General features: G+C 43.0%; 22 protein-coding genes, 1 pseudogene and 1 riboswitch. Of the genes and pseudogenes, 8 read left to right on the top strand and 15 right to left on the bottom strand.

Going from position 1 to position 25599, the window contains the following annotated elements:
* Nucleotides 1–155 precede the first annotated feature (155 nt).
* The 7 genes from NLX74_RS18875 to desA form a co-directional block, all read right to left on the bottom strand.
* Nucleotides 156–1595 carry a purple acid phosphatase family protein gene (locus NLX74_RS18875; RefSeq protein WP_254329628.1) on the bottom strand — a complete coding sequence of 480 codons (1440 nt, stop codon included), beginning with the start codon at nucleotides 1593–1595 and terminating at the stop codon, nucleotides 156–158.
* A gap of 323 nt (nucleotides 1596–1918) precedes the next feature.
* Nucleotides 1919–2920 (bottom strand): Gfo/Idh/MocA family protein, encoded by a 1002-nt coding sequence (locus tag NLX74_RS18870; RefSeq protein WP_302058656.1) that lies wholly within the window; start codon nucleotides 2918–2920, stop codon nucleotides 1919–1921.
* A gap of 197 nt (nucleotides 2921–3117) precedes the next feature.
* Nucleotides 3118–3759 carry a deoxynucleoside kinase gene (locus NLX74_RS18865; RefSeq protein ID WP_013308920.1) on the bottom strand — a complete coding sequence of 214 codons (642 nt, stop codon included), beginning with the start codon at nucleotides 3757–3759 and terminating at the stop codon, nucleotides 3118–3120.
* The gene (locus NLX74_RS18860; RefSeq protein ID WP_061830657.1) at nucleotides 3759–4379 is read right to left on the bottom strand and encodes a deoxynucleoside kinase; all 621 of its coding nucleotides are present in this window, start codon (nucleotides 4377–4379) and stop codon (nucleotides 3759–3761) included. Before NLX74_RS18860 ends, NLX74_RS18865 begins: the two co-directional genes overlap by 1 nt.
* Nucleotides 4380–4525: 146 nt before the next feature.
* Nucleotides 4526–5125 (bottom strand): response regulator transcription factor, encoded by a 600-nt coding sequence (locus tag NLX74_RS18855; RefSeq protein WP_017426246.1) that lies wholly within the window; start codon nucleotides 5123–5125, stop codon nucleotides 4526–4528.
* Complete coding sequence (locus NLX74_RS18850; protein ID WP_254329626.1) at nucleotides 5122–6255, bottom strand: sensor histidine kinase; 1134 nt, start codon at nucleotides 6253–6255, stop codon at nucleotides 5122–5124. Before NLX74_RS18850 ends, NLX74_RS18855 begins: the two co-directional genes overlap by 4 nt.
* Before the next feature lie 68 nt (nucleotides 6256–6323).
* Entirely contained in the window at nucleotides 6324–7385 is a 1062-nt protein-coding gene (gene desA, locus NLX74_RS18845) for a Delta(5) desaturase DesA (protein WP_190298660.1), read from the bottom strand.
* 213 nt (nucleotides 7386–7598) lie between these two features.
* Nucleotides 7599–7683: riboswitch (ZMP/ZTP riboswitch) on the top strand.
* Between the two features lie 112 nt (nucleotides 7684–7795).
* On the opposite strand from desA, the gene NLX74_RS18840 reads away from it, so the two are divergent.
* Nucleotides 7796–8662: a bifunctional 5,10-methylenetetrahydrofolate dehydrogenase/5,10-methenyltetrahydrofolate cyclohydrolase gene (locus tag NLX74_RS18840; protein ID WP_254329625.1), complete on the top strand. Its 867-nt coding sequence runs from the start codon at nucleotides 7796–7798 to the stop codon at nucleotides 8660–8662.
* The gene (locus NLX74_RS18835; RefSeq protein WP_254329624.1) at nucleotides 8659–9294 is read left to right on the top strand and encodes a cyclodeaminase/cyclohydrolase family protein; all 636 of its coding nucleotides are present in this window, start codon (nucleotides 8659–8661) and stop codon (nucleotides 9292–9294) included. The genes NLX74_RS18840 and NLX74_RS18835 overlap by 4 nt, the downstream gene beginning before the upstream one ends.
* Nucleotides 9295–9524: 230 nt before the next feature.
* Here NLX74_RS18835 and NLX74_RS18830 read toward each other — a convergent pair whose 3' ends face one another.
* From NLX74_RS18830 to NLX74_RS18820, 3 genes are all read right to left on the bottom strand, one after another.
* Complete coding sequence (locus NLX74_RS18830) at nucleotides 9525–10508, bottom strand: phosphotransferase (protein ID WP_254329623.1); 984 nt, start codon at nucleotides 10506–10508, stop codon at nucleotides 9525–9527.
* A 180-nt stretch (nucleotides 10509–10688) separates the two neighbouring features.
* Nucleotides 10689–11681 (bottom strand): ABC transporter substrate-binding protein, encoded by a 993-nt coding sequence (locus tag NLX74_RS18825; RefSeq protein ID WP_254329622.1) that lies wholly within the window; start codon nucleotides 11679–11681, stop codon nucleotides 10689–10691.
* Between the two features lie 186 nt (nucleotides 11682–11867).
* Nucleotides 11868–12260 (bottom strand): winged helix-turn-helix transcriptional regulator, encoded by a 393-nt coding sequence (locus NLX74_RS18820; protein ID WP_165179453.1) that lies wholly within the window; start codon nucleotides 12258–12260, stop codon nucleotides 11868–11870.
* A gap of 143 nt (nucleotides 12261–12403) precedes the next feature.
* Here NLX74_RS18820 and NLX74_RS18815 point away from each other — a divergent pair, with 143 nt between their 5' ends.
* Entirely contained in the window at nucleotides 12404–13078 is a 675-nt protein-coding gene (locus NLX74_RS18815; protein ID WP_061831600.1) for an NAD(P)H-dependent oxidoreductase, read from the top strand.
* 107 nt (nucleotides 13079–13185) lie between these two features.
* On the opposite strand, the gene NLX74_RS18810 is transcribed toward NLX74_RS18815, so the two are convergent.
* The 5 genes and pseudogenes from NLX74_RS18810 to NLX74_RS18790 form a co-directional block, all read right to left on the bottom strand.
* Nucleotides 13186–16074, bottom strand: a complete 2889-nt coding sequence (locus NLX74_RS18810; protein ID WP_254329621.1) for an S-layer homology domain-containing protein — start codon at nucleotides 16072–16074, stop codon at nucleotides 13186–13188.
* 382 nt (nucleotides 16075–16456) lie between these two features.
* Entirely contained in the window at nucleotides 16457–17179 is a 723-nt protein-coding gene (locus NLX74_RS18805) for a hypothetical protein (protein WP_254329620.1), read from the bottom strand.
* 741 nt (nucleotides 17180–17920) lie between these two features.
* A complete protein-coding gene (locus NLX74_RS18800; RefSeq protein WP_235307357.1) occupies nucleotides 17921–19300 on the bottom strand; it encodes an amino acid permease in 1380 nt (459 codons plus the stop codon).
* Between the two features lie 472 nt (nucleotides 19301–19772).
* Nucleotides 19773–19916 (bottom strand): annotated as a pseudogene (locus NLX74_RS26035) (N-acetyltransferase); the annotation flags it as partial.
* 73 nt (nucleotides 19917–19989) lie between these two features.
* Nucleotides 19990–20457 carry a MarR family winged helix-turn-helix transcriptional regulator gene (locus NLX74_RS18790; RefSeq protein WP_061831604.1) on the bottom strand — a complete coding sequence of 156 codons (468 nt, stop codon included), beginning with the start codon at nucleotides 20455–20457 and terminating at the stop codon, nucleotides 19990–19992.
* A gap of 199 nt (nucleotides 20458–20656) precedes the next feature.
* Between NLX74_RS18790 and NLX74_RS18785 the strand changes: the two genes are divergently transcribed.
* The 5 genes from NLX74_RS18785 (at nucleotide 20657) to NLX74_RS18765 (ending at nucleotide 25594) form a co-directional block, all read left to right on the top strand.
* The gene (locus NLX74_RS18785) at nucleotides 20657–21532 is read left to right on the top strand and encodes an SDR family NAD(P)-dependent oxidoreductase (protein ID WP_254329619.1); all 876 of its coding nucleotides are present in this window, start codon (nucleotides 20657–20659) and stop codon (nucleotides 21530–21532) included.
* A 167-nt stretch (nucleotides 21533–21699) separates the two neighbouring features.
* Complete coding sequence (locus NLX74_RS18780) at nucleotides 21700–22380, top strand: hypothetical protein (RefSeq protein ID WP_254329618.1); 681 nt, start codon at nucleotides 21700–21702, stop codon at nucleotides 22378–22380.
* Nucleotides 22377–23792: a phage baseplate assembly protein V gene (locus tag NLX74_RS18775; RefSeq protein WP_235307354.1), complete on the top strand. Its 1416-nt coding sequence runs from the start codon at nucleotides 22377–22379 to the stop codon at nucleotides 23790–23792. The genes NLX74_RS18780 and NLX74_RS18775 overlap by 4 nt, the downstream gene beginning before the upstream one ends.
* A gap of 12 nt (nucleotides 23793–23804) precedes the next feature.
* Nucleotides 23805–25067, top strand: a complete 1263-nt coding sequence (locus NLX74_RS18770; RefSeq protein ID WP_254329617.1) for a pentapeptide repeat-containing protein — start codon at nucleotides 23805–23807, stop codon at nucleotides 25065–25067.
* Nucleotides 25064–25594 (top strand): hypothetical protein, encoded by a 531-nt coding sequence (locus tag NLX74_RS18765; protein WP_254329616.1) that lies wholly within the window; start codon nucleotides 25064–25066, stop codon nucleotides 25592–25594. The genes NLX74_RS18770 and NLX74_RS18765 overlap by 4 nt, the downstream gene beginning before the upstream one ends.
* Nucleotides 25595–25599 lie beyond the last annotated feature (5 nt).

Here is a 25599-nt window from a genome sequence, read left to right as displayed (position 1 = left end):
TCGTTAATTGCATTATGTACGTTTTACCAGCTTCCGAACAGGGCGTAAGTATTACAAGTACAATAGTAGATATCCCCTAAGAAAATGAAAAAGGATACCCATGCAGCCAACCAGACTGTAGGATATCCTTTTATAATCATTTAGAAACTATGAAATCAATTATACCAATCTTTTTTGATGATTCCGAATTGATCCACAATAAAAGGTTTGGCATCATTTTTGTTTTGATCAATTTCATACGTTACGGCTGTAAGTTTGTTTCCGTCTATGGTGATACCAACAAAATTCTGTACCTGTCCTCGTGTAGGTCTACGATTGTCACTCGGATCTGGGCCATATACTGCCGCATGATTCTCTTCAGCTAGTTCAAAGAGATTATAGTACTTATCTCCAAGTTTTTCGCTTGGGTTCTTGTAGTAAACTTTGGGGCCAGCGGTTGCTGGGATGACATAGATACTTCCGTCTGGATTCACACTGTATTCAATCGTCTTTTCATTTAATGTATCTTTTACTTTTGTTGGCGTTGTTGCTTTACCCTTTTGATTGATTGGTTTCGTACGTGCATAAATATGATCGTGCCCTTGCACAACAAAGTCGATATCCAGCTCAGCCATTAAAGGTGCAATCTGGTTACGAACTCCGTTATTATCTATGATGTCAGAGTCTGTTGCATGATTAGAGGTAGTATAGGGACCTTTATGAATGTTAACAATGATCCACTTTGCACCTGCCCTTTTGGCTGCCGCAGCATCTTTCTTTAACCATTCAACTTGATCTTCAGAAAAATTGGCATATTTCTCTGAGTCCTCATTGGAGTTCAGTACAATAAAGTGAGCATTGCTGTAATCAAAGGAGTAGTACGCTCCTGTTTTAGTAGCAGAACCAGCTGGTTCATTAATATTAAAGTGATCATAAAAAGCGTAGTTCTCATCCTCGTGATTACCTGCTGAAGGAACAATGGTTGTATTCAAAAGACTTTTTTGTGAATGTCCCAACAACCAGTCCCACTGCTCTTCTTTGGTACCGGTGTCTACAATATCTCCGTTGTGGACTACAAACTGAGCATTACCTACAGTTTGAAGTGCTTTTTTGAGCGTCTGTGAAGACAATATGGCTTCATCTTCGCTTTTTGCTTGTGTATCAGCTAGATCAATGAAGGTAAATTCACCGCTCTTAGGAGCCGTTTGAAACGTACCTGTTTCGCTCCATATCCCGCGCGCTGCATCACCCACACGATAATAATAAGCTGTGTCCGCTTGAAGACCTGTAGCTACGGCTTTATGGACAAGCTCTTCTGCAGAATTGGTCGATGGAGAGGAAGTGCCTTCAAATGCGATAGCTTTCGTAAAATCAGCTTCTGAATCCGTTTTCTTTATTACTTGAACAGTGCTGTTCGTGAGCAGTTTTGAAGTATACCAGGTAAACCCTTTGGAGCCTTTTGTGTCTCCATAAAATGTAGCTGTAATTTTACTAATACTATCTGTGTTCCCTGATGATTCAGCATAGACAGCCGAAGCAGACGGACCAGTAATCAAACCTAGCATAAGAGCAATAGACATAGATATTGCTGACCATTTTTGAAACTTCTTAAACATGTGTACACTCCTCTTTGCGGTTAAATATGTAAAAGTTATAATTATGATCATAACAATCAATTGTTAATACGTTGTTTTTGGAAATATAGTACTTTGTAAAAATGAAGTTATGAGTGTGTTTTTATCCTACTTTGATCACCGAAGATTATGCTTTAGGTATATAAACCAAAAAAGGCCTACCGGATGTTTGCAAAGTTTGCGAAACCGGCAGCCCTTCTTCCTGTTCTAGGTGCTCTTGACATATAATATTAGACTGACCCCATATAAGAAGCAGTGACGGAGTCTTAGAAAGTTATTAAGGGATTTGTTAAATCGCTAACCAACTAATGTGAGGAAGTATTTTTCAAATCTGCTTCATAACGAAGGCCGAATTGTTGTCTTGCCTCCTCCATCACTTCAGCGACTGTAAGTGAACACTCCAAGGAGTTAATGGAACTGTTGCGTTCACCACTCTTGATCAAATCAATAAATTCCTGAATTTCATAATACATTGGCTCACGCGTCTGAGCTTTGGTTAGATCCTCAATTGTGCCGTCCCGATAATGAATTTTCACCTCATAGGGCTGGCTGATTTTATCGATCACCATCGTTCCATTCTCACCCTGAATTTCAGCAGGCAGATAAGAATCTGTAATTTTGGAATACATGACGATAGCATCCATATCAGGATACTTCATCACGATACTGCCCTCGCCATCGACACCAGAGGATAAAAGTACACCAACCGCTCGAACCTCCTCAGGTTTGCCGAACAAAGTCACCATAGGATACAAACAATACACTCCAAGGTCCATCAAGGAACCATTGGAAAAGGCCGGATTAAACGCATTCAATACCTTACCTTGCTTAAAAGCATCAAAGCGTGAGGAGTATTGACAATAGCTTGCAAAATAACGCCGAACCCGGCCTATTTTATACATATGATCCTTTATTATTTTAAAGTTAGGCATCAGTGTGGATTTAACGGCCTCCATCAGCAGAACATCGTTGTTGCGCGCGGCTTCGATCATGCTCTTCACCTCTGCTGCATTAGACGCAAAGGGTTTCTCACACAACACGTGCTTTCCATGATTCATACATAAGATCGCCTGCTCCGCATGTAAGGAATTGGGGCTGGCAATATATACAGCATCGACCTGATCACTTGCGGCCATTTGCGCCAGGTCTGTAAAAACCTCCGGCTGGCTGTTATATTTGTCAGCAAAAGCTTTGCCCTTATCCTCTGTGCGTGAGTATACCGCCGTCAGGGAAAATTCGTCCGTCTCCATCGCAGCTTGAATAAATCTCTCTGTTATCCAGTTGGTTCCAATAATACCAAAACGCATCACAGTATCCCATCCTTCCCGTGAGTCATTACAAATTATATGTACCTATTCTCGCATTCCAGCCTAAACTTGTCCACTATACCGTTATTCATACCTCATGCCTCAACATGTTCGTTCGACAAAAAAAGACTGTAGTCTATCAGCATAATTTATACTGATTGTACCACAGTCCCTGTCATTTATTTGGGGTTATATCTCTATTTTTTTGATATCACTTTTCCTACTTCTTCCAAAATGGCATCCATGGAAGCTGGGTCGTGTACATCATACTCATCAATGTTCAGACGCAGCACAGGACAGGCATCAAATTCGTTGATCCAGTTGGAATATCTGCGATGCATTTGCTCCCAATAAGAACGCTCGGTCTGGATCTCCATCTCGCGACCACGCTCCTCAATCCGACTCAGTATGGAAGGCAAGCTGCCTTCCAAATAGATCAACACATCAGGGTGCGGGAAAAACGGTGTCATCACCATCGCCTCAAACAGGCTAGTATACGTTTCATAATCGGTAGGGTTCATCGTTCCCTGATCGGCATGCATTTTCGCAAAAATGCCTGTGTCCTCATAAATAGAACGATCCTGTACAAAACCTCCACCAGACAAGAAAATATTCTTTTGTTCCTTGAAGCGTTCCGCGAGAAAATAAATTTGCAAATGAAAGCTCCATCTTTCGAAATCGTGATAAAATTTCTCCAGATAGGGATTATGATCAACCTGCTCCAAAGAGGTTTTAAAACCAAGACGTCCGGCCAAAGCACCCGTCAGCGTGGATTTACCTACACCCACTGTGCCCGCTACCGTAATCAGGGCATTCGCAGGAATGTTGTAATTATTCACTATATAAGCTCCTTTACATCGGAAACAATTTGTTTAAATTGTGCCTGGTTTTCTACAAAATCAATTTCATTCCCGTTCACGGTCAATATACGAGGGGAAGGGGACTGTTCAGCGAGAAACTGCATGCCTTTATCATAATCTATGATCAATTGCTCCAGATAGGCGGGGTCCATCTCCTGTTCAAAAGAGCGTGCACGCTTGCGAATTCTCCCCAGCAAGGTATCCAAATCTGCTCTAATATAAATGATAATGTCCGGCTTAGGCATATCGTCTGTGAGCAAATGATAGATTTGACGATATTTTTCGAGCTTCACACCCTTAAGCGTACGTTCGGCAAAAATTAAATTCTTGTAGATATGGTAATCAGAAATAACGGGCTGAGCTTTCTCGATATATTGCAGACCGGTATCCTCCAGCTGCTTGTACCGATTGCAGAGAAAGAACATTTCCAGCTGAAAACTCCACTCATCTATATTTTGATAAAATTTATCGAGAAATGGGTTCTCCTCGACAATCTCTTTGATCATCGGCAAATGTAGCTCGGTTGAAAGCATCGAAGCTAACGTCGTTTTACCTGCTCCGATTGGCCCTTCAACGGCTATAAATGGGGCTTGTTTCATGGGGTTCTGCTCCTCCTTGTACTCCAGTCCATCCTGTGGACAACTATCCTATTGTATCACAAGGTAGTACGCTAAAGGCATACCAAATCTATGGATAAAACAAAAAAAACAGAGCGCTACATTTTGCTTCATAGCGTCCCTGTTTCTCATTTAAACCAACCTTTTTCGTTAAAACGTGTAATTGCCTCAATCCGGTTACTGACACCCAGCTTATCGAGAATGACTGAAATATAATTGCGCACCGTCCCTGTCGTTAAATACAGTTCACCAGCAATCTCTTTTGTGTTCTTTCCGTCAGCGATGAGCGCTAAAACGGTCTTTTCACGCTCTGTTAGCGGGTTGACTTCGGCATAAGCATCATCGACCAGTTCTGGAGCGTAAATACGCCGACCTGCCATAATACTTCGAATGGAGGAAGCCAGCTCTTCACTAGGACTGTCCTTGAGCAAATAACCGTGTGTCCCCGCCTTGATCGCTCGTTCAAAATACCCGGGACGGGCAAACGTAGTTAAAATCAGCACCTTACAGTTCAAGCCTTTGAGTTCCTCAGCCGCATCCAATCCGCTCTTGATCGGCATTTCGATGTCCATAATGCATATATCGGGCTGGTGCAGCTTCACCAGTTCTATAGCTTCTTCCCCGTTGCTAGCTTTTCCGACTACTTTCATGTCTTCTTCCAAGTCCAGCAGGGAGGCTAGAGCACCCAGCAGCATACGTTGGTCCTCCGCGATGACAATTCGAATCATGGCCCCACCTCCTCATTCGGCTTTTCAGTGATATTGGGCACTTTAATAACCAGGGTCGTTCCCTGATCTGAACGCAGCTCCATACATCCGTTCACGAATTCGAGCCTTTCTTTCATACCTTTCAGGCCGTTTCCCCGAAAGGCCCCATTTTCCCCCGTAGCGCCGACTCCATTATCCTGAATCCGAAGGGTTAATTCCTTACGGGACGGCTCAATGGTGATGGAACAAGCGGTGGCTCCACTGTGCTTAACCACATTTGTCACTGCTTCCTTCATACACATACTAAGGACATTTTCATTCATTAATGATGTATGCTCCAGCTTCGGGTCGCCCTCTAGAGTCAATTCAATGTGAGCAGCCTTTAAAATCTGCCGAATACGTAGCAGTTCATCCTCTAGTCGCATACCGCGCATTTGAGTAACCATTTCTCGCACCTCTTTTAGTGCGCTTCTCGCCGTGAGACGAACATCGTTAATTTCAGCATGAGCCCGCTCCGGGTACTGATCCATCAGTTTGCCCGCCAAATCGCTCTTCAGCCCAATGAGTGACAGCTTCTGACCTAAGGTATCGTGCAGGTCACGCGCAATTCTTTGCCGTTCCTCCAGCTTAATCAATTCCGCTATTTTCTTATTGGCATCCTCCAATTGGACTTGGAGCCGATCGCTTTTGTTGCGATTAAAATTCGTAATCGGAAGGAGAATCACACCGATCAGATTGAGCAGGATAAAAGGAATCTGTTTAATAAAAACGGGATTCTGAGAAACAAAACCGTAATTGATCAATCCAATCGTAATAATCATTAAAATAATATACAGCGTCGTAAATGCAGCCTTACTTTTAATATTACCGATCAGATAGGCGATAAATATGGAAAAATACATATAGCTAAACAGCAGTGTCATGGTAATCGATATGGCAATTTGTACACTGGTCCAAAAGTATATGAGCCAGCCTTTCGAGACAAAAGCCAATACATAACATGCAAAAAACACCAAAATAATAGCAGTACCCAGAATAATATGACTTGTAGATGAAGAGCTAAAGTAGTAAAAGGGCAGGATATAAAAGACGACCCACACATAAGGGCTAAGTCCCGTATTTCTTTGAAAAATCTGATACCATTTTTGCATCCTGCCCACCCTCTTCTACTTCACATGACTTATATCCCTTATCTTATCATACCAAGTTTCATACAACGCTATTTTCTTTCTGTGCTTACAACAGGTGTAGGGATGGGTTTCGTGACTGCAACACGTTTACTGAGGAGCGGCTTCACTTGTTTAAAGGTCAAAAAGGTTTTCGTATTTTCATCCCAAAGGCGGAACTTCAAAGATTGCAGACTGCTACTCACTGTGATCGTGGTTGCTTTTTGAAGTAACGGTGTCGCTTCATGTGCTTTTTCCAAATTATAATTTGGCACTTTGGGACTCAAGTGATGTACGTGGTGAAATCCGATATTCCCCGTAATCCATTGCAATACTTTAGGAAGCTTGTAGTAAGAACTGCCTTCTACGGCTGCATTAATATAACTCCACTCTTCATCGTGCTCAAAATACGAATCCTCAAATTGATGTTGTACATAGAACAACCAGATGCCCAACATACCGGATACAAAAAAGATAGGTGCCTGTACCAGAAGGAAGGCCTGCCATCCAATAGCCCAGCACAACAGTGCATACAATGCAACGATGGATATATTCGTCACATAAGTGTTCATTTTTTCCTTGCGTTTGGCTGTCTTGATATTAAAGCGATAGGAAATCAAAAAAGTATAGATCGGACCTAGTCCGAACATAACCCAAGGATTTCGATATATGCGATAGGCCAGCCGTGTCCATGTGGAAGCCTCTGTGTACTCTTCTACCGTGAGCACCCACATGTCACCTGTGCCTCTTTTATCCAGATTACTGCTGGTTGCATGGTGGATCGCATGACTATTTTTCCATTGATGATAAGGACAGAGCGTAATAATACCTGTAATCGTTCCCACAATGTCGTTCAGCTTGCGGCTTTTGAAGAAGGATTGATGACCACAATCATGAAAAATAATAAACGTCCGTACCACAAACCCCGATGCAACAATGGCAATGGGAAGCGTCAGCCAGTACGAAACCGACAGGCTAAGATAAGCAGCATACCACAATAGGATCAGTGGACCCAAAGTATTGATGAGTTGCAGAACGCTGGATTTCGTGTTTATTTTCTCGTAGGGAGCCATATTTTTTTTCAATTGGGCTAATGGGAGTTGTGTCATACTCATTATGATCCTCCTTTAAAATGACGCCTATACCTTGATCCTGTTAGGCGTACATGTTGATCTAATCTCAGTATAAGGTGAAGACTGTAGACGCTGTAGTCATAAACGTCAGCTCGGGTATATGACATTTGTCATATAGACAAGTAACATAACCCCTTTTCCAAATGTTCGCGGGTTTCTTTTCTGATGATTATTTGTTAAAATATAAGCTATAATAACGCTGTATGTGACTGGCGAAGTCAGTGGAATGAACCACGAGGGAGCATACAAAAAAAGCGTACCGTTCGCCTGGGAGAAGTATTTGCAGAGGATTCGTCTGTCTTGACGACCTTGTGCAAATACTTTTTTTTCGTTTACAAGACCATGACACCCTGTTGATAAATCACGCGATAAATTCAGAGGAGGCTCGGACTATGGCTATTATCATGAAATCCAAAGAAGCAGCTGAGCAAGTATATGCAACGATCCGTTCACAGGTAGAAGAAATGAAGCAGCAAGGACACCGTCCCCATCTGGCGACACTATTGGTAGAAGGCGATCCGGCTTCTGCCTACTATGCCCGGACCAAGCAAAAAATAGCGGAGAAGCTGGGCATCTCATTTCATCTTCATACTTTTGATCGTCATGTTAGCGAAACCGAGCTACTGCACCTGATCGGCAGTCTGAACAATGCACCCCATGTACATGGCATTATGCTGGAACTGCCGCTTCCCCAACATCTTTCCGCCTCCGTTATTAAACAATCCATCGCCCCCTACAAGGATATTGATGGGATTACACCTGATAACAAGCTGGCTACCGTAACAGGTGACGCCGGATTATATCCCGCAACACCTCAAGCCTGTATCGAGCTGCTCAAGCATTACGGTCACACATTGGCAGGCAAAAATGTCACTCTCGTGGGCATCGGACAGACAGTGGGACTTCCCCTTTTCCACATGTTGCAAAGAGAAAATGCCACCGTTACCGCCTGTCATGCAGGAACACGTGATATTGCAGAGCATCTGAGCCATGCAGACATTGCCTTCGTCGCAGTCGGAAGCCCTGATGTGATTACACAGGATATGGTTCATCCAGGTCTGATTTTGGTAGATGCGGGAATTAATGAGACGCTAGAGGGAAAAATAGTGGGGGATGCCGCTTTAGACGTTGGGGAGAAGGTCCATGCCATTTCTCCGGTTCCCGGCGGTGTTGGCACCTTAACAACTGCGATTTTGTATAAAAATCTGCTCAAAGCAATACATCTGCAACACTACTCCAGAGAGGTGGTCTATTCATGAGTGAACTGTCGTGGAATCATTCCATCGGACATTTTCTGAAAGAGGCTGCAAGTGCAGCGCCTACCCCCGGCGGAGGAAGTGTATCCGCACTGGCTGCGGCACTAGGCGCGGCTATGACCTCCATGACCGCCAACCTTTCACAAGGAGAAAAATATGCGCACATCCATAAACCAATCACGGAAGTCATTAGCAGCATGGAAAGATTGTCTACACATTGTGAGGAACTAATGGTCGCAGACATCCAATCCTTTGAACAGTACATGACCGCGCTGCGTTTGCCCAAGGAAACGGACGAAGAAAAGCGCTATCGTACCCATTCCTTACAGACAGCGGTGATCGCTGCCATTGAGGTACCCATGCGCCTGCTGGAAGTATGCCGGGACGGATTGTCGCAAGCCTACAACATTGTGGAAATGTCCAATAAAAATGTGATTTCGGATCTTGGCATCGGCGCGATCCTGTTCGAAGCAGCAGCTCAATCTGCCCTGCTTACCGTCGACATTAATCTTGCTTCGCTGAAAGACTTGGACGTCAAATACTCCTATGAGACCAAGACAGCCGCACTCATCCGTGAAATCGGACAGATCAAAGAACAAACCTTGTTGATGGTGCGCAGTCGAATAGCGAATTAGTCTGCTCATAACCGTGTTTAACCTGTTCCAAAACATTTCTTCAAAAAAATAGCTTATTGGATACAAAAAGAAGATACTATCGAATTACGACGAATAGTAAATAAAAAACCAGTCCAAACATGATTCATGTTGGACTGGTTTTTATTGCTATATACTGCGTATATTATGCGACCTCTTATTCGTTTTGGTTGACGCTTATAAATCCATTCTGTTTTCCATCTAGATAACCCTTACAGATCTGCTAATAAGTCAGGCAGAACTTTATAATTTCTAGCAAGCCAGTTCATTTCTTTAGCAAATCGGATAGGCACAGAATGTTCATCTATGTTGGCGTTGATCCACCAAACACTTTCCATATACCACAGCCATTGTAATGATCTTATTAAACACCCCCCTACCATCGTATGCTCTTCCCTGTACCCCGCCATAAATGCTGAAACAAGGGGAAGTTTTAACTGCTTATCCCAGGCAAAAGACATGACTGCTCGGGCAATATCCAACTGTGGATAGTCATAATCCAATCGGTCAAAATCCAGAATTGCACTGAGCTTATCATCGTTGAATAGAACATTGTCCGCCCAAAGGTCACGATGGGCCCAACCGGGTGGAGGTGCATCCATTATCTCGATAGGTATCATTTCTGTTGCTTTGCGCTGGGTTTCGATATCAGCCAAAAGCTTTTTTTTATCGGCTTCCTCCGCTTGTTTCCATACTGAATCCCAATGGGCTAGTCGTTCCTTACGGCTGGAAAGCACAAGTTTCGGGGTACTTTTGCTCCTGATTGTCCCGTCGTTTAACCAGTGGTGCATTTTTCCGGTTGCCTTGCCTAGTTCATATAATTGGTAAACATTAGCTTCTCCTGGTGAGACCAACGTCCCTGGGCAAAATTCCATCACTAGGAAGCGTTCTCTACGATCAGATTCCATAAAGACTTGCCCCTCATGATTAAATAACCGTGGACACGCCAGACCAAGCCCATGCAATCTTTCTTGTTGAGAAAACGCTCTCAAAAGATCATCAAAATTATAATCCTTATATCTTTGTTTATTATATTGTTTCAATAAAAAAGTCCCATTGTTCGTGGTGATTTTCCATTTTAGATTTAACCACCCTCGTTGGATGGGAACAGATTCAATTATATTTAAACCAAAAAATCGATGAAATGCTTCCATTAGGTCAGCCTGAATGATTTCATTTGTCGAGAATGTTTCCAATAGACTCACTCCTTGCTAATCAGCACATTACTATTCTCTTGAAAAAGATTAGAAAGATCACATATTGGTCTATTATACTTCGTATTGTCATTTTTTTGTTATTCAGTAATTCAACAAAAAAACACTTCACCCCGGTCAGCTGTCCGTGTAGTGAAGTGCTTATCCATGTGAATCTCACATCTATTCTTTAGCTTTATTCTCTTTTTCTCTTTCGACCAGCATATCTACGATCATATCAATTTGCCCGGTAATAGCGATTGGATCATAGCGGTAATACGTATCAAAATCGTTAAAGAACACTCTATTGTTCCTCACCGCAGGAAGATTCCCCCACACAGCGGACGACTTTAGTTGCTTGAGCGCGTCACCCTTTTTCTCGGGGTCATACGTAGTCAGGAACATATAATCTGCGTCATACTGTGGCAATACCTCCATCGAAAGCTGCACCGTTTGTTCCTTGGAGTTCACTGTTTTCTTTGGCATGTTCAGTTTAAGCGCATTGTATACAGCTTGGCCGCCGCGACCCGCATTGTCACCAAAGATCCAAAGTGCGTGCTTGTCCGTCAGCTCATACAGACCGAAAGTTGCTTTTTCGTCAATCACACCTTTAAGACGTGCGCGACCTTCAGCGGCCTTTTTATCAAATGCAGTAATAAATTGCTCGGCCTTCTCCTTTTCCCCAGTGATATCGCCGAACAGCTTGACCGTATCATAGATATTAGTCGTCGTACCGTAAGGAATGTACAGGGTAGGTGCGATTTTAGACAAAGCCTCATAATTCGTATCCTTCATAACCACGATCAGATCGGGTTTGAGTTCCAGCGTCTTTTCCAAATTGGTCGGATCACCCACCTCTTTCGTTCCTTTTTCCTTCAGCAAATCGGTCAGAAAAGGATTTTGAAACGCAGTCGGCTCCACACCCACCACGTTAGCACCCACGGACAGCAATTCTCCGCCGTAAAAATCCGTTACAATGCGCTGTGGCTTAGCAGGAATTTGAATATCCCCTTTAACCGTTTTAAAGCTTCTAGTCTCTCCAGTAGTAGCCGACTCTTGCTTATCTTCTGAAGATGAAGCCGGACTACTTCCATTATTATTTCCGCCGCAAGCGCTGATGAATACAGACAATACAAGTAACATAGCTGTCATCATAAAATACGATTTTCTTTTCAACTGATTAGCCCCCTATATATTGTGGAGATGATCTCCAATACAGATGATAATGATTATCAATATCGTAAGAAATATATCAAGCGTCGTCCTTGATGTCAACTGAAAAACGAACTTTGCATCATTTCACTTAAAAAAACAAAAGACCTGCCAAAATGATGGCCAGGTCTTTGGAGCCGTCTCAAAAACCTACACATTGGGGCTAGGCTGCTGAAGGCTGCTTTCTGATGATCGCTGTTTTGTTTTATATTCTTCTCCCCAATCCTTCATCAGGTTAATAATCGGGATCAGCGTTTTTCCAAATTCAGTTAGAGAGTATTCGACCTTAGGAGGAACCTGTTGGTAGACTTCACGGTGAACGACTCCGTCCTCTTCCAGCTCGCGCAATTGGAGTGTCAGCATACGCTGAGTAATTCCCGGACAGATCCGCCGAAAATCACTAAATCGCTTAGTCCCATACATAAGATGATATAGAATAATCCCTTTCCATTTGCCCCCAATCACGTCCAGCGTGAACTCAACTGGACACGCCTGATCATTTCCAGCGGTACATTCCCCAAAGCCGCCTTTCCGATTGCGCATAGGCTTTTCTCCTCCTTGGTATCATTTTATATACTACAGCACATTAATGTGCGTACTTCAAAAACGGTCATGTATATTCTAATATTAAGCATGTCACTTGGTAAGCGTCAATTTTAATCACATCCATAAGGAGTGGAATAACGATGGAAACCTTAACTACTACTAAAGATCAAATCTTATCTGCATACGAGTTCAGACATGCAACGAAGGAATTTGATAGTCATAAGAAAATTAGCGATTCCGATTTTGATTTTATTCTTGAAACCGGTCGTTTATCTCCAAGCTCATTTGGCTTTGAACCTTGGAAATTTGTTGTCGTTCAGAGTAAAGCTATGCGTGAGAAGCTGCTGCCTTACTCTTGGGGGGCGCAAAAACAACTGCCAACAGCCAGCCATTTTGTACTCATCCTCTCTAGACTTCCTGAAGATATGGTAGCCTCCTCCGATTATATCAAGAGTATGATGGAGAACGTACAGCAATTACCCGCTGAAGTGATTCAAGGCAGAGAGAAAGTGTATGATGCCTTTCTAAAATCTGATTTTGGGCTGGAGGAAAATAAAAGAGCCTTGTTCGAGTGGGGCTGCCGACAAACCTACATCGCACTGGGCAACATGATGACTGCCGCAGCTCAAATCGGCATTGATTCCTGTCCTATCGAAGGTTTTAATAAACAGGAAATCGAACGCATCCTCTCCGAAGAAGGCATTATGGATGCCGAACATTTCGGTATTTCCTGTATGGTGGCATTTGGATACCGTCTGAACGAGCCGCGCGGCAAAACCCGGCGCTCTGTAGATCAGGTTATTGAATGGGTGTAAAACCTTTACTCTAAAACAAAGAGGCGTCCCACAGCCATTTCCATGGCTATGGGCGCCCCTTTTTCATAAAATCTCAAGTCTTATAAAAAATCTGTCATTCAAAATCCTTACTGATAGTTTACTTCTTCTGCAAAGTAAATCTCCTTCAAACGATCCTTTACGCGCTGAATTTCATCTGCTGTTAACGGAGCTGTAGGATGCAGCTTAAAGTTCCTTCCAGTGACATAGCTTACATCCGTGTTCTTATCCAGATTGTATGCCATCTTCGGAACCGGACTTCGGGTATAGTCAGTAAAGTCAATAATGGACCATGCCGCATCTCCATCCTCCTTGGATAAAATAATCCGCTGTGAGGCGTTTTCAGTCCACAAGTAACGCAGATTGGCTGGTGAATTATTGGAGTCCATAACTGCCTTAAAGCCTGAGCCTCTAAACATGAGCGAAAACTCCGTATGATCATTACTCAATCCAGCTACCGATTCATAAATCTGTTTCAGCCCGTCCACGCCTACAATCTCAACCTCACGGTCAACAGGGAAGTGATTCACAAAGTTCTCCCATATTTGAGACATGTTATGGTTTTTGGCAAGCCAGTTGACATCCAAAATAATGGACATGTAGTTTACTGTATTCAAACGTTGATACGGGTTATCTAAATACTGCTGCGCTATATACAGTTGTGGTGCCGCATCCGTTTCGGTCACATATGGATCGCCCGGATGGAGAGTCCAGCGTGAGGAATCTTTGGTATAACGTGATCCAATCGGATCAATCGTAATCGAGTTCATAAATACGATACCGCTATTATTTGTAAGCCCCTGTGCCGGAACAATCGGATTATCCTTATGGGACCAGTAAGGCATCAAAGGTGAACCCTCACCATACATGTTGTTCACATTATACTGTGTAGCCGACCAACCCATCGCTGAGGTGATCTTAAAGTGATCCTTAAGCCATTGGGCCTGCTCAGGATTCACCGTAAAGCCAGTTAATGATTTAGGCAGATACTTCCGATATTGGTCTGTATCCATGCTTTCAAACACCGAAGGTGATCCTAACGAACCAGATTGGTGCAGCTCATTGAGTGCATTATAACGATACATATACAACCACTCGTTCATCTGTGCTTCCCATTCAGGGAGACCAAACAGATTATTCGGATACCCATCCAAAATCCCGACTTCATCGCCATACTGATCCACATATTCCAAAACCTTTTTAAGCTGCGGACGATTTGATTCCACAAAAATAAATCTATTTTCCATAGCCCACGTCACTTTTACGTTGGGACCAAAGTGATCCATCAGCAATTGACGTGACTGCTCAATTTGCTCTATCGTGGTCGTACTGCCCGCATCTTTTCCCTGCAGCATCATGGAGATAGCAAAATATTGCTTTTTGCGTGCCCCTGGTACTACAGTTAACTCCGCATCGGATATGAAGTGAATTCCCTGAGAGGGTGACTCAACCTCAATCTTGAATGGAATGACAGAGTTCAATGCAGGTATCAGATGCAGATTGGCAATATGTCCATCCTCGTCAAATATCCCTCTGGAATCCTCAATCCGAAGCTTCAAGTCTGACGGCAATAGACCGGACGGTATGACCTCTCCCTTTGCATTTTGAAATACATAGGGCATGCTCCAGGCATTAGGGTCTAGAGTCGCGGCCTGTGAAATGGAGTACGTCGCCAAGTATACGGACCTGATTACACTCGGTTCCTCTACCGGAGGAGTCTTCCCTTTCACGATCAGCTTGGTCTGTGCTTTAAGCACCTGATGGGGTTTAGCAATGATGACTTCCATCTCTACAGGAATGTAATCATCAGCAGCAGGTATATTTTCGGAATGCGCAATTTTCCCATGTTCATCAAATACACCTAATGTATCACTAAATGTGTAAGTAACACTTGTGACGCTAACATCGGGAATGCTTACCAAGTGCCCTTTATTGTAGAGATCAAAGGACAGCTGATACGAAGGATACGTTTCTGGTTGATTTACCAACTCGGGCGCCTTGATTACGACCTCATCCACTAGAAAATCCGAAGAATGGTCCGGTGGTTCTGACGGAGTCACAGGTGGTGTCACTGGCGGTATCACTGGTGGTTTGAGCCCAGGATCTGGTCGTACAACTGGCGGTTCCGGGTTAGGCTCAGTAGGTGTTACCGGAGATACCGGTGGATCGGGCCTTGGACTGTGGCTTTTAGGCTCTTCGATTTCCGGATTCGCACGCTGGTGACTAATTTCTGGCGCCAGGTCGACCACGATCTTCTTCGCATCCGGTGGACTGGCTGGCTGATTCGTCGTTGCAGTTCCATTTCCTAATGACTCCAGCAAACGCTTGGCACGTTCTCTTAGACCGTCGCCACCTAGCCATATCCGATACGCTACCAGTGTAGCATCCTGCCGTCTCACAGACTCTTTGGGATGGAAATAATGGTTCGTGTCCCCCTCGATCAGCTCCAAACGTTCCATCAGCCATACGCTCGTTTGTGCATAGGCTGATACATCAGACTGATCCACAAAACTGGATTTATTGGAAGCACGGGTATCTTCAGTGACACCGAAATATCTGGCATACCACACTGCCATATCCTGACGAGTCATATTGTGTTTTGCACCGAATAACTGATCACTAATTCCTTTGGTAATGTTCTCTGCTTGCAAGGTCTGCACATAGGGTAGAGCCCATGGTGACACATCACTAAAAGGAGCAACGCTTTTGTTAACCGAAGTTCGCTTTAACGTTTTAGCGAAAATACTCGCCCACTCCTGTCGCGAAATAAAATGTACAGGTCGAAAACTACCATCCTGATAACCCGTAACATACCCTTGAGCAGCCATGGCTTCAATTGCATCGGCTGCATATGAATGTTCAATATCGTTAAAGGCCCTGTTTGCAAAAACAGGCACAGTATGTATACAGAACAACCAAACAGCCAGTATAGCAGCGATGTACTGCCTAATTTGTTTTAACTTTTTTTCATATTTCATATTATTTTGGATTCTTGCACCTCCTTTACAATATAGCATCAGGTTACTTGCACCTGGACTTCTGTGTGAATTTTGAAAATTATTTCTTTTGTTTTCAAACGAATTTCATTTCTATTAACACCAAACTGTATATACTTGAATTATCGGAATAATATCCCTAGGATTGAATAAAGACAGCAAAAAAAGTAATTATAGATTACGGTTCTATCCGTAATATTGTCATTATTTTAAAGGCATATATCCCGATCTTTTAAAATGGTTTTCATTGGGAATTAAATTTCCAACATTCTTTTATTACTAAATTTTCTAATGCGAGCATCACAATAAAAAAGATAACATCATGTATAAAGCACCCTACACAATGTTATCTCTTCTTTTGTTTTTATTGGCTATCTCCATCATCAGTTGATTCTTTGTTCCCCGTACCCTTAAAAACATAATAATAACCTTCTGAAATCCCATCTTGCGGATAAGCTGTAGGATCTTCGCTGGTTACTTGACCTACAAGCTCCCGATTGTTAAACGTGTGAGGACCTTCCTCTATTAACGCTTCAGCAGACATCCCACTGATAAGTCTTACGGTACTGGACCAGAATGTAACTAAATATATATCGTTAGCATTAAATTGAAAGCGTCCTTCACTGGGTGTCCCCTCATAAAACAGCTCAGACAAAGAAGCCGCTTCTGACCCTCTCATAAAAATTTGAATATCACTAGTTCCATTCCATCTATGAGGAATTCCGCCTCTAGGATTTATATACTCTACAACCTCAGGCTCTTGATCGCGAAGAAAATCAGTAACTGTAAATTTGTACACATCATCCGTTATACTCTCGGTTACAACTCCAGTTGTTTTCCCCGTTTTATAGCCGCTGAAATCTCCATACACATTTGGGGTTTGGCTTAAAGCTGCAAAAAACCTTTCCTGATCCATATATTCGACTCTTCCAGGTACTGCAGTCAATCTATATGTCTTGACCTCAGTGCCCTTGTACTTATCCCAAGTATATTCTGTAGCTGCATAAGATACTCCACCGTTCCAGCCCACAGATGCCACCATGAGAATACCTATCATCAATAATAATGACCATTTTTTCAACAACATACCCTCAACCTCTTTCTCCAAATACACTCAAATCATTATTAGCATTATAGCTTTTCAATAATTCTATTAACAGTTAAATATTAGAAAAATATAAATTCAAATATAAACACGTGGACATGAAACGTATGCGCATTCTCTCTTGTAGCTTAGTCTGCAGTATTGCTCACAGTAGCATCATACTGGCCTGTCTCGTATTGTCCAAATTGGTGAACTATGTAGTCGAAACCGTTGTTGCTCCGGTTGCAGATATCCAGTATCATTTTCCCTCCTTTGTATTTATTTGAAGTCCCACGGTCTGACCTTTAAAATATATAATGTACTAGGCGTTATATAGGAAGGGGGAACTTATCTATGTTCAAGAAAATGGATATTTACCGAATCCTCACTTTAATATTTGCTGTAGTTGTTATGATCTCTTCCTCTTTATCACTCGCATACCCAGACACCTATAGGGACTCATACAAAATCGCGCAATTTTTTCTAGGGTTTATATTTTTATTTTCTGGAATTACAGAGTTTAAGGCTAACCGTAAGAGTGTAGCAATAATCAACTTCTCCATTTTCGTTCTCACTTTTTTTGTATCTATATTTACACTTGTAGTGCGAACAGGATAACCACACGGTTCTATACCTCAGTAACAACCCTTCCATAAGCCCCTCCCTCGTCATGTAAAAGAAAAGCCGAGCGAACTCAGGATCATCTGAATTGCGCTCGGCAAATGTTACGTATTTAGCAATCTTTTAGTTTTCCTCTAATTCTTCAATTCTCTGCCGCTTTCCTATGCCAAAGACAAAATATCCAACAACGACGATCGCCATAAATGTTGCCCCGACAATCAACGACAAGCGTGTGTCTGGATTAAACCACATTCCAACGATCACCAGCAACAAAAAGACAATGGTGATGTAGTTACTGATCGGAAAAAAACGAGATTTAAAGGTGTGATCCTTCATTTCGTCCTTCCACTTTTTCCTGAATTTAAATTGACTGATGGCTAATGCAAACCACGGTACCATGCCTGGAAGAACACTGGCGCTGTAAATATACAGAAACAGTTTGGAATCAGGCATTAAATAGTTAAATAACACCCCTACCAGCAGCAAGGAAATGGTCGTTATTATACTATTTCTAGGGACGCCGCTTGGAGAAACTTTCCCAAAAAACTTAGGAGCTTGTCCGTTCTTAGCCAATGTATATAACATTCTGCCCGCACTGTAAATACCACTGTTACAACCAGACATCGCAGCTGTAAGTACAACAAAGTTAATGATACCCGCAGCAGCCACAATTCCTACCTTGGCAAAAGTCAGAACAAATGGGCTGCCGATCTCGCCTATTTGGTTCCAAGGATAAATCGTAACAATGACAAAGATTGCACCCACGTAGAAAATCAAAATACGCCAGATGATGTTTTTAATGGCTTTTCGCAGTGTCATCTTCGGATTTTCAGCTTCACCTGCCGTAATACCTACCATCTCTATCCCTTGGTAAGCCGCTGTTACAATGCAGAGTGCAAATAGAAACCCTTTCAAACCACCTGCAAAGAAACCTCCTTGGCTGTACAGATTGGATAGACCTATCGGTTGTCCACCGTTACCAAGTCCAAAGAAGATCATCCCCGTACCAACTACTAGCATGAAGATAATGGCGACAATTTTAATCATCGCAAACCAAAACTCAAATTCCCCATAAAATTTCACAGCCGCCAAATTGGCCAATGCAATAATAATTACACCTGCCAAAGCCGGCAACCATTGCGGGATATCTGGGAACCAGTAGCCCACATATACCCCAATCGCAGTGACTTCTGCCATCCCTACGGTAACCCATAAAAACCAATAGCTCCAGGCAGTCAAGAAACCGGCTAAAGGGCTGATATATTTATGAGCAAATGTAGCGAATGAGCCTGTCACCGGTTCAAGAATCAGCATTTCCCCCATAATCCGCATGACAAAAAACATAATAATCCCAGCTAAGAGATATGCCAACAGCACTGAGGGACCTGCCCATTTTATCGTACTTGCCGACCCCATAAACAAACCGACGCCAATCGTACCTCCAAGCGCAATCAACTCAACGTGCCGTGGCTTTAGCCCTCTCGTTAATTGTTTCGATTCCAAAAGAACGCTCCCCTTCGTATATGTTCATCATCAAACGCTAATGATCCGGAAAACTGTCCCCAAACATTATTAATTTTTCAGACTGACGTGGTCGTGAATGAACGACTACAAAGTAGTTCCACGATTCGTAAATATACAAGGAAACCACGTCCTATTTACCGTCCAAACCTTACTGTTTCTAAGACCGAGTCCGTAGCATTAGATGCATTGTATGACAAAAAACGCCTAAATACAACTGCTAATTAGCAGACATTTTTAGGCATGAAATGGAAAGGAAGGCTTTTCATATTTTCTGAACAATGGTCAATTTAATGCAATGCATTAGAGTGCTAAACATACATATTTCTTCAATGATAAATATCACGATATTAAGCCTATTTGAAATCTGTATTCATACAGTGGAAAACATGAATCCCGAATGAAAGAGCACCATTTCAAACATTGCCTTGTGATATAAATAGTGAATATATATTTATTTGGGATTTTTTATAAAATTTTTTTGATCCTTGGTAAACATATAGCCACGTCGTTCGTAGAACCTGTGAGTCTGTATCCGACTTGGATGAGATAACAGTTTGATCCCGGAAAATCCATGGGACTTCCCCCACTGTTCAAATTTCCCTAACATTTTTTTCTTTCACTTTTAAAATGCCTCCTTTTTTCATCATACGATGCTTTATGTTGAATCATTAATCCTCGCAATCATACCCGTTAAAACACTTCAGCATCTCGATGAACGCTTCAAGTTTAGAATCCTCCCATGTTGAAATACGTTGATAAAACTCTTTTTCTTTTTCTTTTAAAGCTTCCAAGGCTTTTTCACGACCATTGGCTGTCAGGGATATCAACACTCCCCGACGATCCTCAGGATGAGTTTCACTTTTTACATAATTCAAGTGTTTAAGCTGAGTAACAAGACGGCTGACAGAGCTTCGATCCATAGCGGTGGATTCCGCCAAAAATGTAGCGCTTGCCGGACCGTATGACAGGAGACAACGTACAATTAGAAAAGCTGCAGGTTGTAATGATGGATCGAAAAGTGCCGCAGTTTTTACATTGAGTGCATGCGACGCGCTTATAAGTGCATTAAGTTGTTCACCAAGATTCAGTTCTAATTGCTCTCTTGTAGAATCTGGATGTTGAGTTTTATTATCCATATGTCTCCACCTTATTTGAATGAGTTCGAATATATATTTGACATATGTCAATCAAAATACATATACTTGATATATATCAATCATATTTTCAACTTTGGTAAGTGTCAAGCAGAAGATCTACATTATAAAGCATCCACAACCGTAAAGCGTAGATATGAATATGGATGTAATTGGATCAAGAATTTGGAGGATGATCTATATGTCGACATACCCGATTATTGTAATCACTGGTGCTACTAACGGTCTTGGACAATGGGTAGCAATTGAATTAGCCAAACGTGGAGCACATCTAGTCTTAACAGCCAGAAATGAAAAACGTGCTGAAACGACTAAAAATATTTTAAAAGATCTGGCGCCCAATACAAAGGTGGACTTTTTTTTCGGAGACCTGTCTCTTATGAAAGATGTCAAACGTATTGGGGATGAAATTAAAGCTAATTATCCAAAGATTGATGTATTAGTGAACAATGCTGGAATACATGGATTTGAACAGCGAATAACCTCAGAGGGTTTGGCAGAAATGATAGCCGTAAACTATCTTGCCCCCTGGCTGTTAACGCATACACTACTCAAGTCACTCATGGAATCCACAAATGCTAGGATCGTCAATGTGGCTTCTGAAGCATCACGCAACCATGGTGAATTAAAATTACCGGAGGATTTAACAGATACATCTGCATTTACCGCAAGAGGTTCATCTAAGATATACGGAAAGACCAAGCTTCTTAATATCATGTTTACAGAAGAACTTGGACGTCAGCTGGATGGAACTGGAATCGTAGTTAACGCACTTAATCCAGGCTTTAACGTTACCGGCCTTGGACGCGAGTTAGGATTTTCTTCGATACTTGCGAAAATATTGAACGCTTTGCATATCGGAGACCCACGGAAAGGAGCGGACATCATTATTCGTTTAGCAACAGAATCCCAATATCAAGAAGTGACAGGCGGATATTTTAATGTTGGTACTGGTAAGCCGATTGTACCGACATATCCTGGTGGGAATATCAAGATGCAACGCCTACTTTGGAGTACTACAACCGAATTATTACGGCAAAAAGGCGTTATGGAATGAAATAGAATCTAAAATCGAACAATCTAGCCTCCAACGAATGGTTCATTTTGTAAACTAAATCTCTCTTTTAACCGATAAATACATATGTTGGTTCTGTACTTAAATATCTCCTCTCATCTTTACCTATTCAAGTACAAACGCGTATTTTTCCTAAAAGGGGGCTTTCTATGAACTATCTAGACGAGCATATACTTAGCCTCAAAGCTAAAATGGTGGATCAGAAGACAGCTAATAACGATAATGTGAAATCCATCCCAGCTCAAACTCAGAAATCGGAACAGGACGGTTCCAGGTTTGAAGAAACAAAGCTACTTCATATTGAAAATGATTATCTCACGTTGGAGCCCATTACAATACTACACGGAGAGATTGGTTTCTACATCCCCAAGTCCTTTACTCCTATGCCAATGGAGCAAGCTATAATCAAATATCCTTCAGAGCATCGACCAAAGGTCATTTATACCTCATCTGAGGAGACCATCAATATCACTTTTAATCCTACAGATACCGCTCTGGAAGCGGAAGAACTGCCCGATTTTGTAGAGCAAATGGCGGATATTCTACGGTCTGTACAACCGATTCGCAACTGGTTAGGTACCGAAATGGTCACCAACTGTTCCGGACTTTCAGTTGGACAGATTCGTTTTGTGGCGGCGGGGATCGACGGTAATCTATACAACGAAATGCTGCTCTTTATCCACAATGGACGAGTTGTCATAGGTTCCTTTAGCTGTCTGGAGGCAGATCTCGAAGTCTGGTTACCTGTAGCGGAATACTGGGTTCAATCCCTTTCTGTCCTTCCACCCTCCGCCTATTCTACAAATGAGAAAGGAATGATTACACCATGAGTCTGGGATACGATCAAATTCAAATTCACCCTTATGAACAAATTGATCTAGAAGAGCTCACCTTAACGAAAAAAGTTAACGAGCATACTCGGCTTTATTTTACAGGTGTTATCCCCGAAGACTTGCAAGACAGTTACGTGGAAACGACAGAAAAAAATACCATCATTGAAGTCAGCCAACAAGATGAATCTGGCGCAAGCAAGCCGCTATTTAGTGGGATTGCCCTCTCAGTTGAGGTAAAAGTCGTGCGAGGTGTGTACTATCTGGAGGTGGAAGCCATTTCCCATACGTACCGGATGGACATGAAGCAGCGTACTCGTTCTTTTCAGTATACGAAAATGACGATTCCTCAAATGCTAGAGCACATTGGTAAGGACTATGAAGGGCTGGATGTGATCGACGGGGCTACTGGCGGAGAAGCCATCGGGCGGCTTGCCATTCAGTATCAGGAGACAGACTGGGCTTTTTTAAGACGCATAGCCTCCCGTTATCATACGAGTCTGATGCCTGTAGCTCGTTTTGACAGTCCCAAATTTTATTTTGGTATTGAGGACAGCCCTGCACAGGCGATACTGGATCATACCCGTTATACCGTACGTAAGCAGTTGCTACCTTTTCGTTATTTTCAGGAGAATGAACAGACCAAACTGAGTGAACATGATTTTATTTTTTATGAGGTAGAAACGGATGAGGTACTCGACTTGGGCGCTCAGTTGAATTTTCAGGGGCATAACCTGTATGTGATGGAAGCCTACACCGCCATGAGCCAAGGACTGCTGCGGCATCAGTATGTGTTGGGTTCTTACCAGGGATTTCGGCAAAAAAGCTACTACCAGGATAAGCTGGCAGGAGCTTCATTAAGCGGTATTGTACTGGACGTACGTCAGGATCAAGTGCGCATTCATCTGGATTGTGATGAACAACAGGACACCAACCAAGCACACTGGTTCAACTATTCTACCGTGTACAGTGGCGGTGGTCATACCGGTTGGTACGTCATGCCAGAAAAAGGCGATTCAGTTTCCCTCTATTTCCCCGGTAGTCGGGAAGAAGACGGCGTAGCAGGTAGTGCCGTGAGACGGGCAGATCGCAAGAGTACGCATAACCATTTTTCCAATCCGCAAATGAAAATATGGCGTACCCCGCATGGCAAGGAAATTCGGCTAGGACCGGATGAACTGGTCGTTACAGGTAAGGACGGCGCCATTTATATCAAACTGGACGATAAAGAAGGCATTCATATTGCGAGTAGCAAACAGGTGAATATTACGGCGGGAGGCAATCTCAGCCTATCTGCGGGGAAGACAATGAGCCTGTCCGCAGGTAGTCAGCTCCGTATGGATTGTAATGGCAGTCATATCGAATTAAGTGGGTCGGCAGACATGAAAGGCAGCGAAGTGAAGTCAAATTAAGGATGATTAGAAATGGAAAAGCAAACAGATGTGTTAGATCAGCAACAAACAGCCCTTCATCAGGCTTGGTCTTTCATCCGCAAAGAATGGGCGTTGAAATGTAAATCAACACAAACACAAAGATTACAGCATATAGTAGAACATTTTCGCGCCTTTTGTGAGCTGGTTCGGCAAAAACAACTCACAGGTCGTAAAGGTCATATTGGTTACATCACCTACTCTATGCTGCGCACCACATGGCTTGAACAGAAGCCCGTTTATCTTGTTGAAGCTACGGATGCCTTATGGATGCTTGATGCTGAGCCCGTTCAGTTGGAGTACGATGCGAGTTGGATTTTTCTCTATTGGACTCAATTACGTGAACAGCTTGGGGCTGAAACTTTGAAGCAACAAGTCTCCCTTTCCGAACTTGAACTGGAACAGATCATGCTGGAAGCAGCGGGATATCTTCATACGATGATCGTTAGTCTGGTTCGTCAGGCTATGAAGCAAGCAGTCGACCTACCAGAGTTTGAGGCGTTGGATCGTGAAGAAGCTTTTGAGATTCGCGTCGGAGAGTATATGGATCATAGTGTCTCTGTGTATCGGGAAGATCGGAGACCCATGGATGCAAACATAATAAAGTCTTGGCTGGAGGAAAAAGAAGAATCGGCCTACAGCTACCAAACACTGTCTCAAGTTCAACTGTCGAATGGAGACTACAGTTCCTTGGATTTTCGCTATACAGTCTTTCGCCAGATCGGGATGCAACAAAGTCGATTGCATCACTGTATCCTCGTAGGCACGGTATGGCAAGAAACTCAGCTAGATGGAACCGACTTTTCGCACAGCCTGCTTCACGGAGCCGATTTCAGTAGCTGTTCCCTGCAAGAGGCTGTACTGGACGAAGTTTTAAGCAATAGCGAATATGGATCGGATGCTTGGCTGGATTGGGAACCGTTAGGATTGGATGGAGTGAATTTTACAAGAGCTAATTTACAGGGAGCTAGCTTTCAACATGCACAGCTTCAAGGGGCTGCTTTCCAAGATGCCGCGCTGCAAAGAGCTTTATTTAACGGCGCGGATCTAACAGGTGCCTGCTTTGTAGGAGCCGATGTTACTGACGCTTCGTTTATAGGTGCATGTTTAGTAAAAGCTAATTTTACAGGAGCAAAACTACACCGGGTAATCTTTACAGATGAACAACTAAGCGAAGCCATTGGCCTTGCTGCTATAGAAGCGCCACTGGCTACACAGATAACAGATACAGTGAGTAAAGGAGAGTGGATGTCATGAGGTATTTCCGACTCATGGCGGACGAGCGCGTAAAGCATCGGGTGGAGACTGCTCCCCTGTCTCCCTTACAAGTGGAGGATATCCTTTCGGATCGCACCATTCAGGCGGAGGACACTCCCCTGTTTTTAGCAGTACATACAGATCCACGAACCGTATATCCGGATTTTCTGGAGTTCCCTTTGCCGCTGGTTTCAGACTCCATGAAAGCCCTGTTGGAAAAATACATGCCAGAGCTGGAATGGAAGGCCGCTATACTTACCGATTTTCAGAAAGCCAGGCAGGATGTGTACTGGATACTGCGTCCACCTGTGGTGGACTGTCTTTCCTCACAAACCGAGTGGTATCCCGACCATACCTTGAAGCAACTGGTACTTAAGTACGGGAAAATCGAACCGTCTATATTTCGGATTGCCGGCTTGTTGGAAGCACATGTCTATATCAATCTCGCGGTAGCGGAAAGTCTGCTGCGTCGTCCATTTACAGGTGTTCGTGTGCAAAAAGTGGAGATGGCCACAAAGGAGGAATAATCCGT

This window comes from Paenibacillus sp. MZ03-122A, from assembly GCF_024213325.1.
Classification (GTDB): domain Bacteria; phylum Bacillota; class Bacilli; order Paenibacillales; family Paenibacillaceae; genus Paenibacillus; species Paenibacillus polymyxa_B.
Note: the sequence above shows the minus strand (reverse complement) of the source record. Positions and strands in the feature narration are given on the sequence as shown.

Excerpts from the sequence above, each read along its gene's own strand:
- NLX74_RS18875 (WP_254329628.1), bottom strand. The coding sequence starts at position 1,595 with ATGTTTAAGAAGTTTCAAAAATGGTCAGCAATATCTATGTCTATTGCT.
- NLX74_RS18870 (WP_302058656.1), bottom strand. The coding sequence starts at position 2,920 with ATGCGTTTTGGTATTATTGGAACCAACTGGATAACAGAGAGATTTATT.
- NLX74_RS18860 (WP_061830657.1), bottom strand. The coding sequence starts at position 4,379 with ATGAAACAAGCCCCATTTATAGCCGTTGAAGGGCCAATCGGAGCAGGT.
- NLX74_RS18855 (WP_017426246.1), bottom strand. The coding sequence starts at position 5,125 with ATGATTCGAATTGTCATCGCGGAGGACCAACGTATGCTGCTGGGTGCT.
- NLX74_RS18850 (WP_254329626.1), bottom strand. The coding sequence starts at position 6,255 with ATGCAAAAATGGTATCAGATTTTTCAAAGAAATACGGGACTTAGCCCT.
- desA (WP_190298660.1), bottom strand. The coding sequence starts at position 7,385 with ATGAGTATGACACAACTCCCATTAGCCCAATTGAAAAAAAATATGGCT.
- NLX74_RS18840 (WP_254329625.1), top strand. The coding sequence starts at position 7,796 with ATGGCTATTATCATGAAATCCAAAGAAGCAGCTGAGCAAGTATATGCA.
- NLX74_RS18835 (WP_254329624.1), top strand. The coding sequence starts at position 8,659 with ATGAGTGAACTGTCGTGGAATCATTCCATCGGACATTTTCTGAAAGAG.
- NLX74_RS18820 (WP_165179453.1), bottom strand. The coding sequence starts at position 12,260 with ATGCGCAATCGGAAAGGCGGCTTTGGGGAATGTACCGCTGGAAATGAT.
- NLX74_RS18815 (WP_061831600.1), top strand. The coding sequence starts at position 12,404 with ATGGAAACCTTAACTACTACTAAAGATCAAATCTTATCTGCATACGAG.
- NLX74_RS18810 (WP_254329621.1), bottom strand. The coding sequence starts at position 16,074 with ATGAAATATGAAAAAAAGTTAAAACAAATTAGGCAGTACATCGCTGCT.
- NLX74_RS18805 (WP_254329620.1), bottom strand. The coding sequence starts at position 17,179 with ATGTTGTTGAAAAAATGGTCATTATTATTGATGATAGGTATTCTCATG.
- NLX74_RS18790 (WP_061831604.1), bottom strand. The coding sequence starts at position 20,457 with ATGGATAATAAAACTCAACATCCAGATTCTACAAGAGAGCAATTAGAA.
- NLX74_RS18785 (WP_254329619.1), top strand. The coding sequence starts at position 20,657 with ATGTCGACATACCCGATTATTGTAATCACTGGTGCTACTAACGGTCTT.
- NLX74_RS18780 (WP_254329618.1), top strand. The coding sequence starts at position 21,700 with ATGAACTATCTAGACGAGCATATACTTAGCCTCAAAGCTAAAATGGTG.
- NLX74_RS18775 (WP_235307354.1), top strand. The coding sequence starts at position 22,377 with ATGAGTCTGGGATACGATCAAATTCAAATTCACCCTTATGAACAAATT.
- NLX74_RS18770 (WP_254329617.1), top strand. The coding sequence starts at position 23,805 with ATGGAAAAGCAAACAGATGTGTTAGATCAGCAACAAACAGCCCTTCAT.
- NLX74_RS18765 (WP_254329616.1), top strand. The coding sequence starts at position 25,064 with ATGAGGTATTTCCGACTCATGGCGGACGAGCGCGTAAAGCATCGGGTG.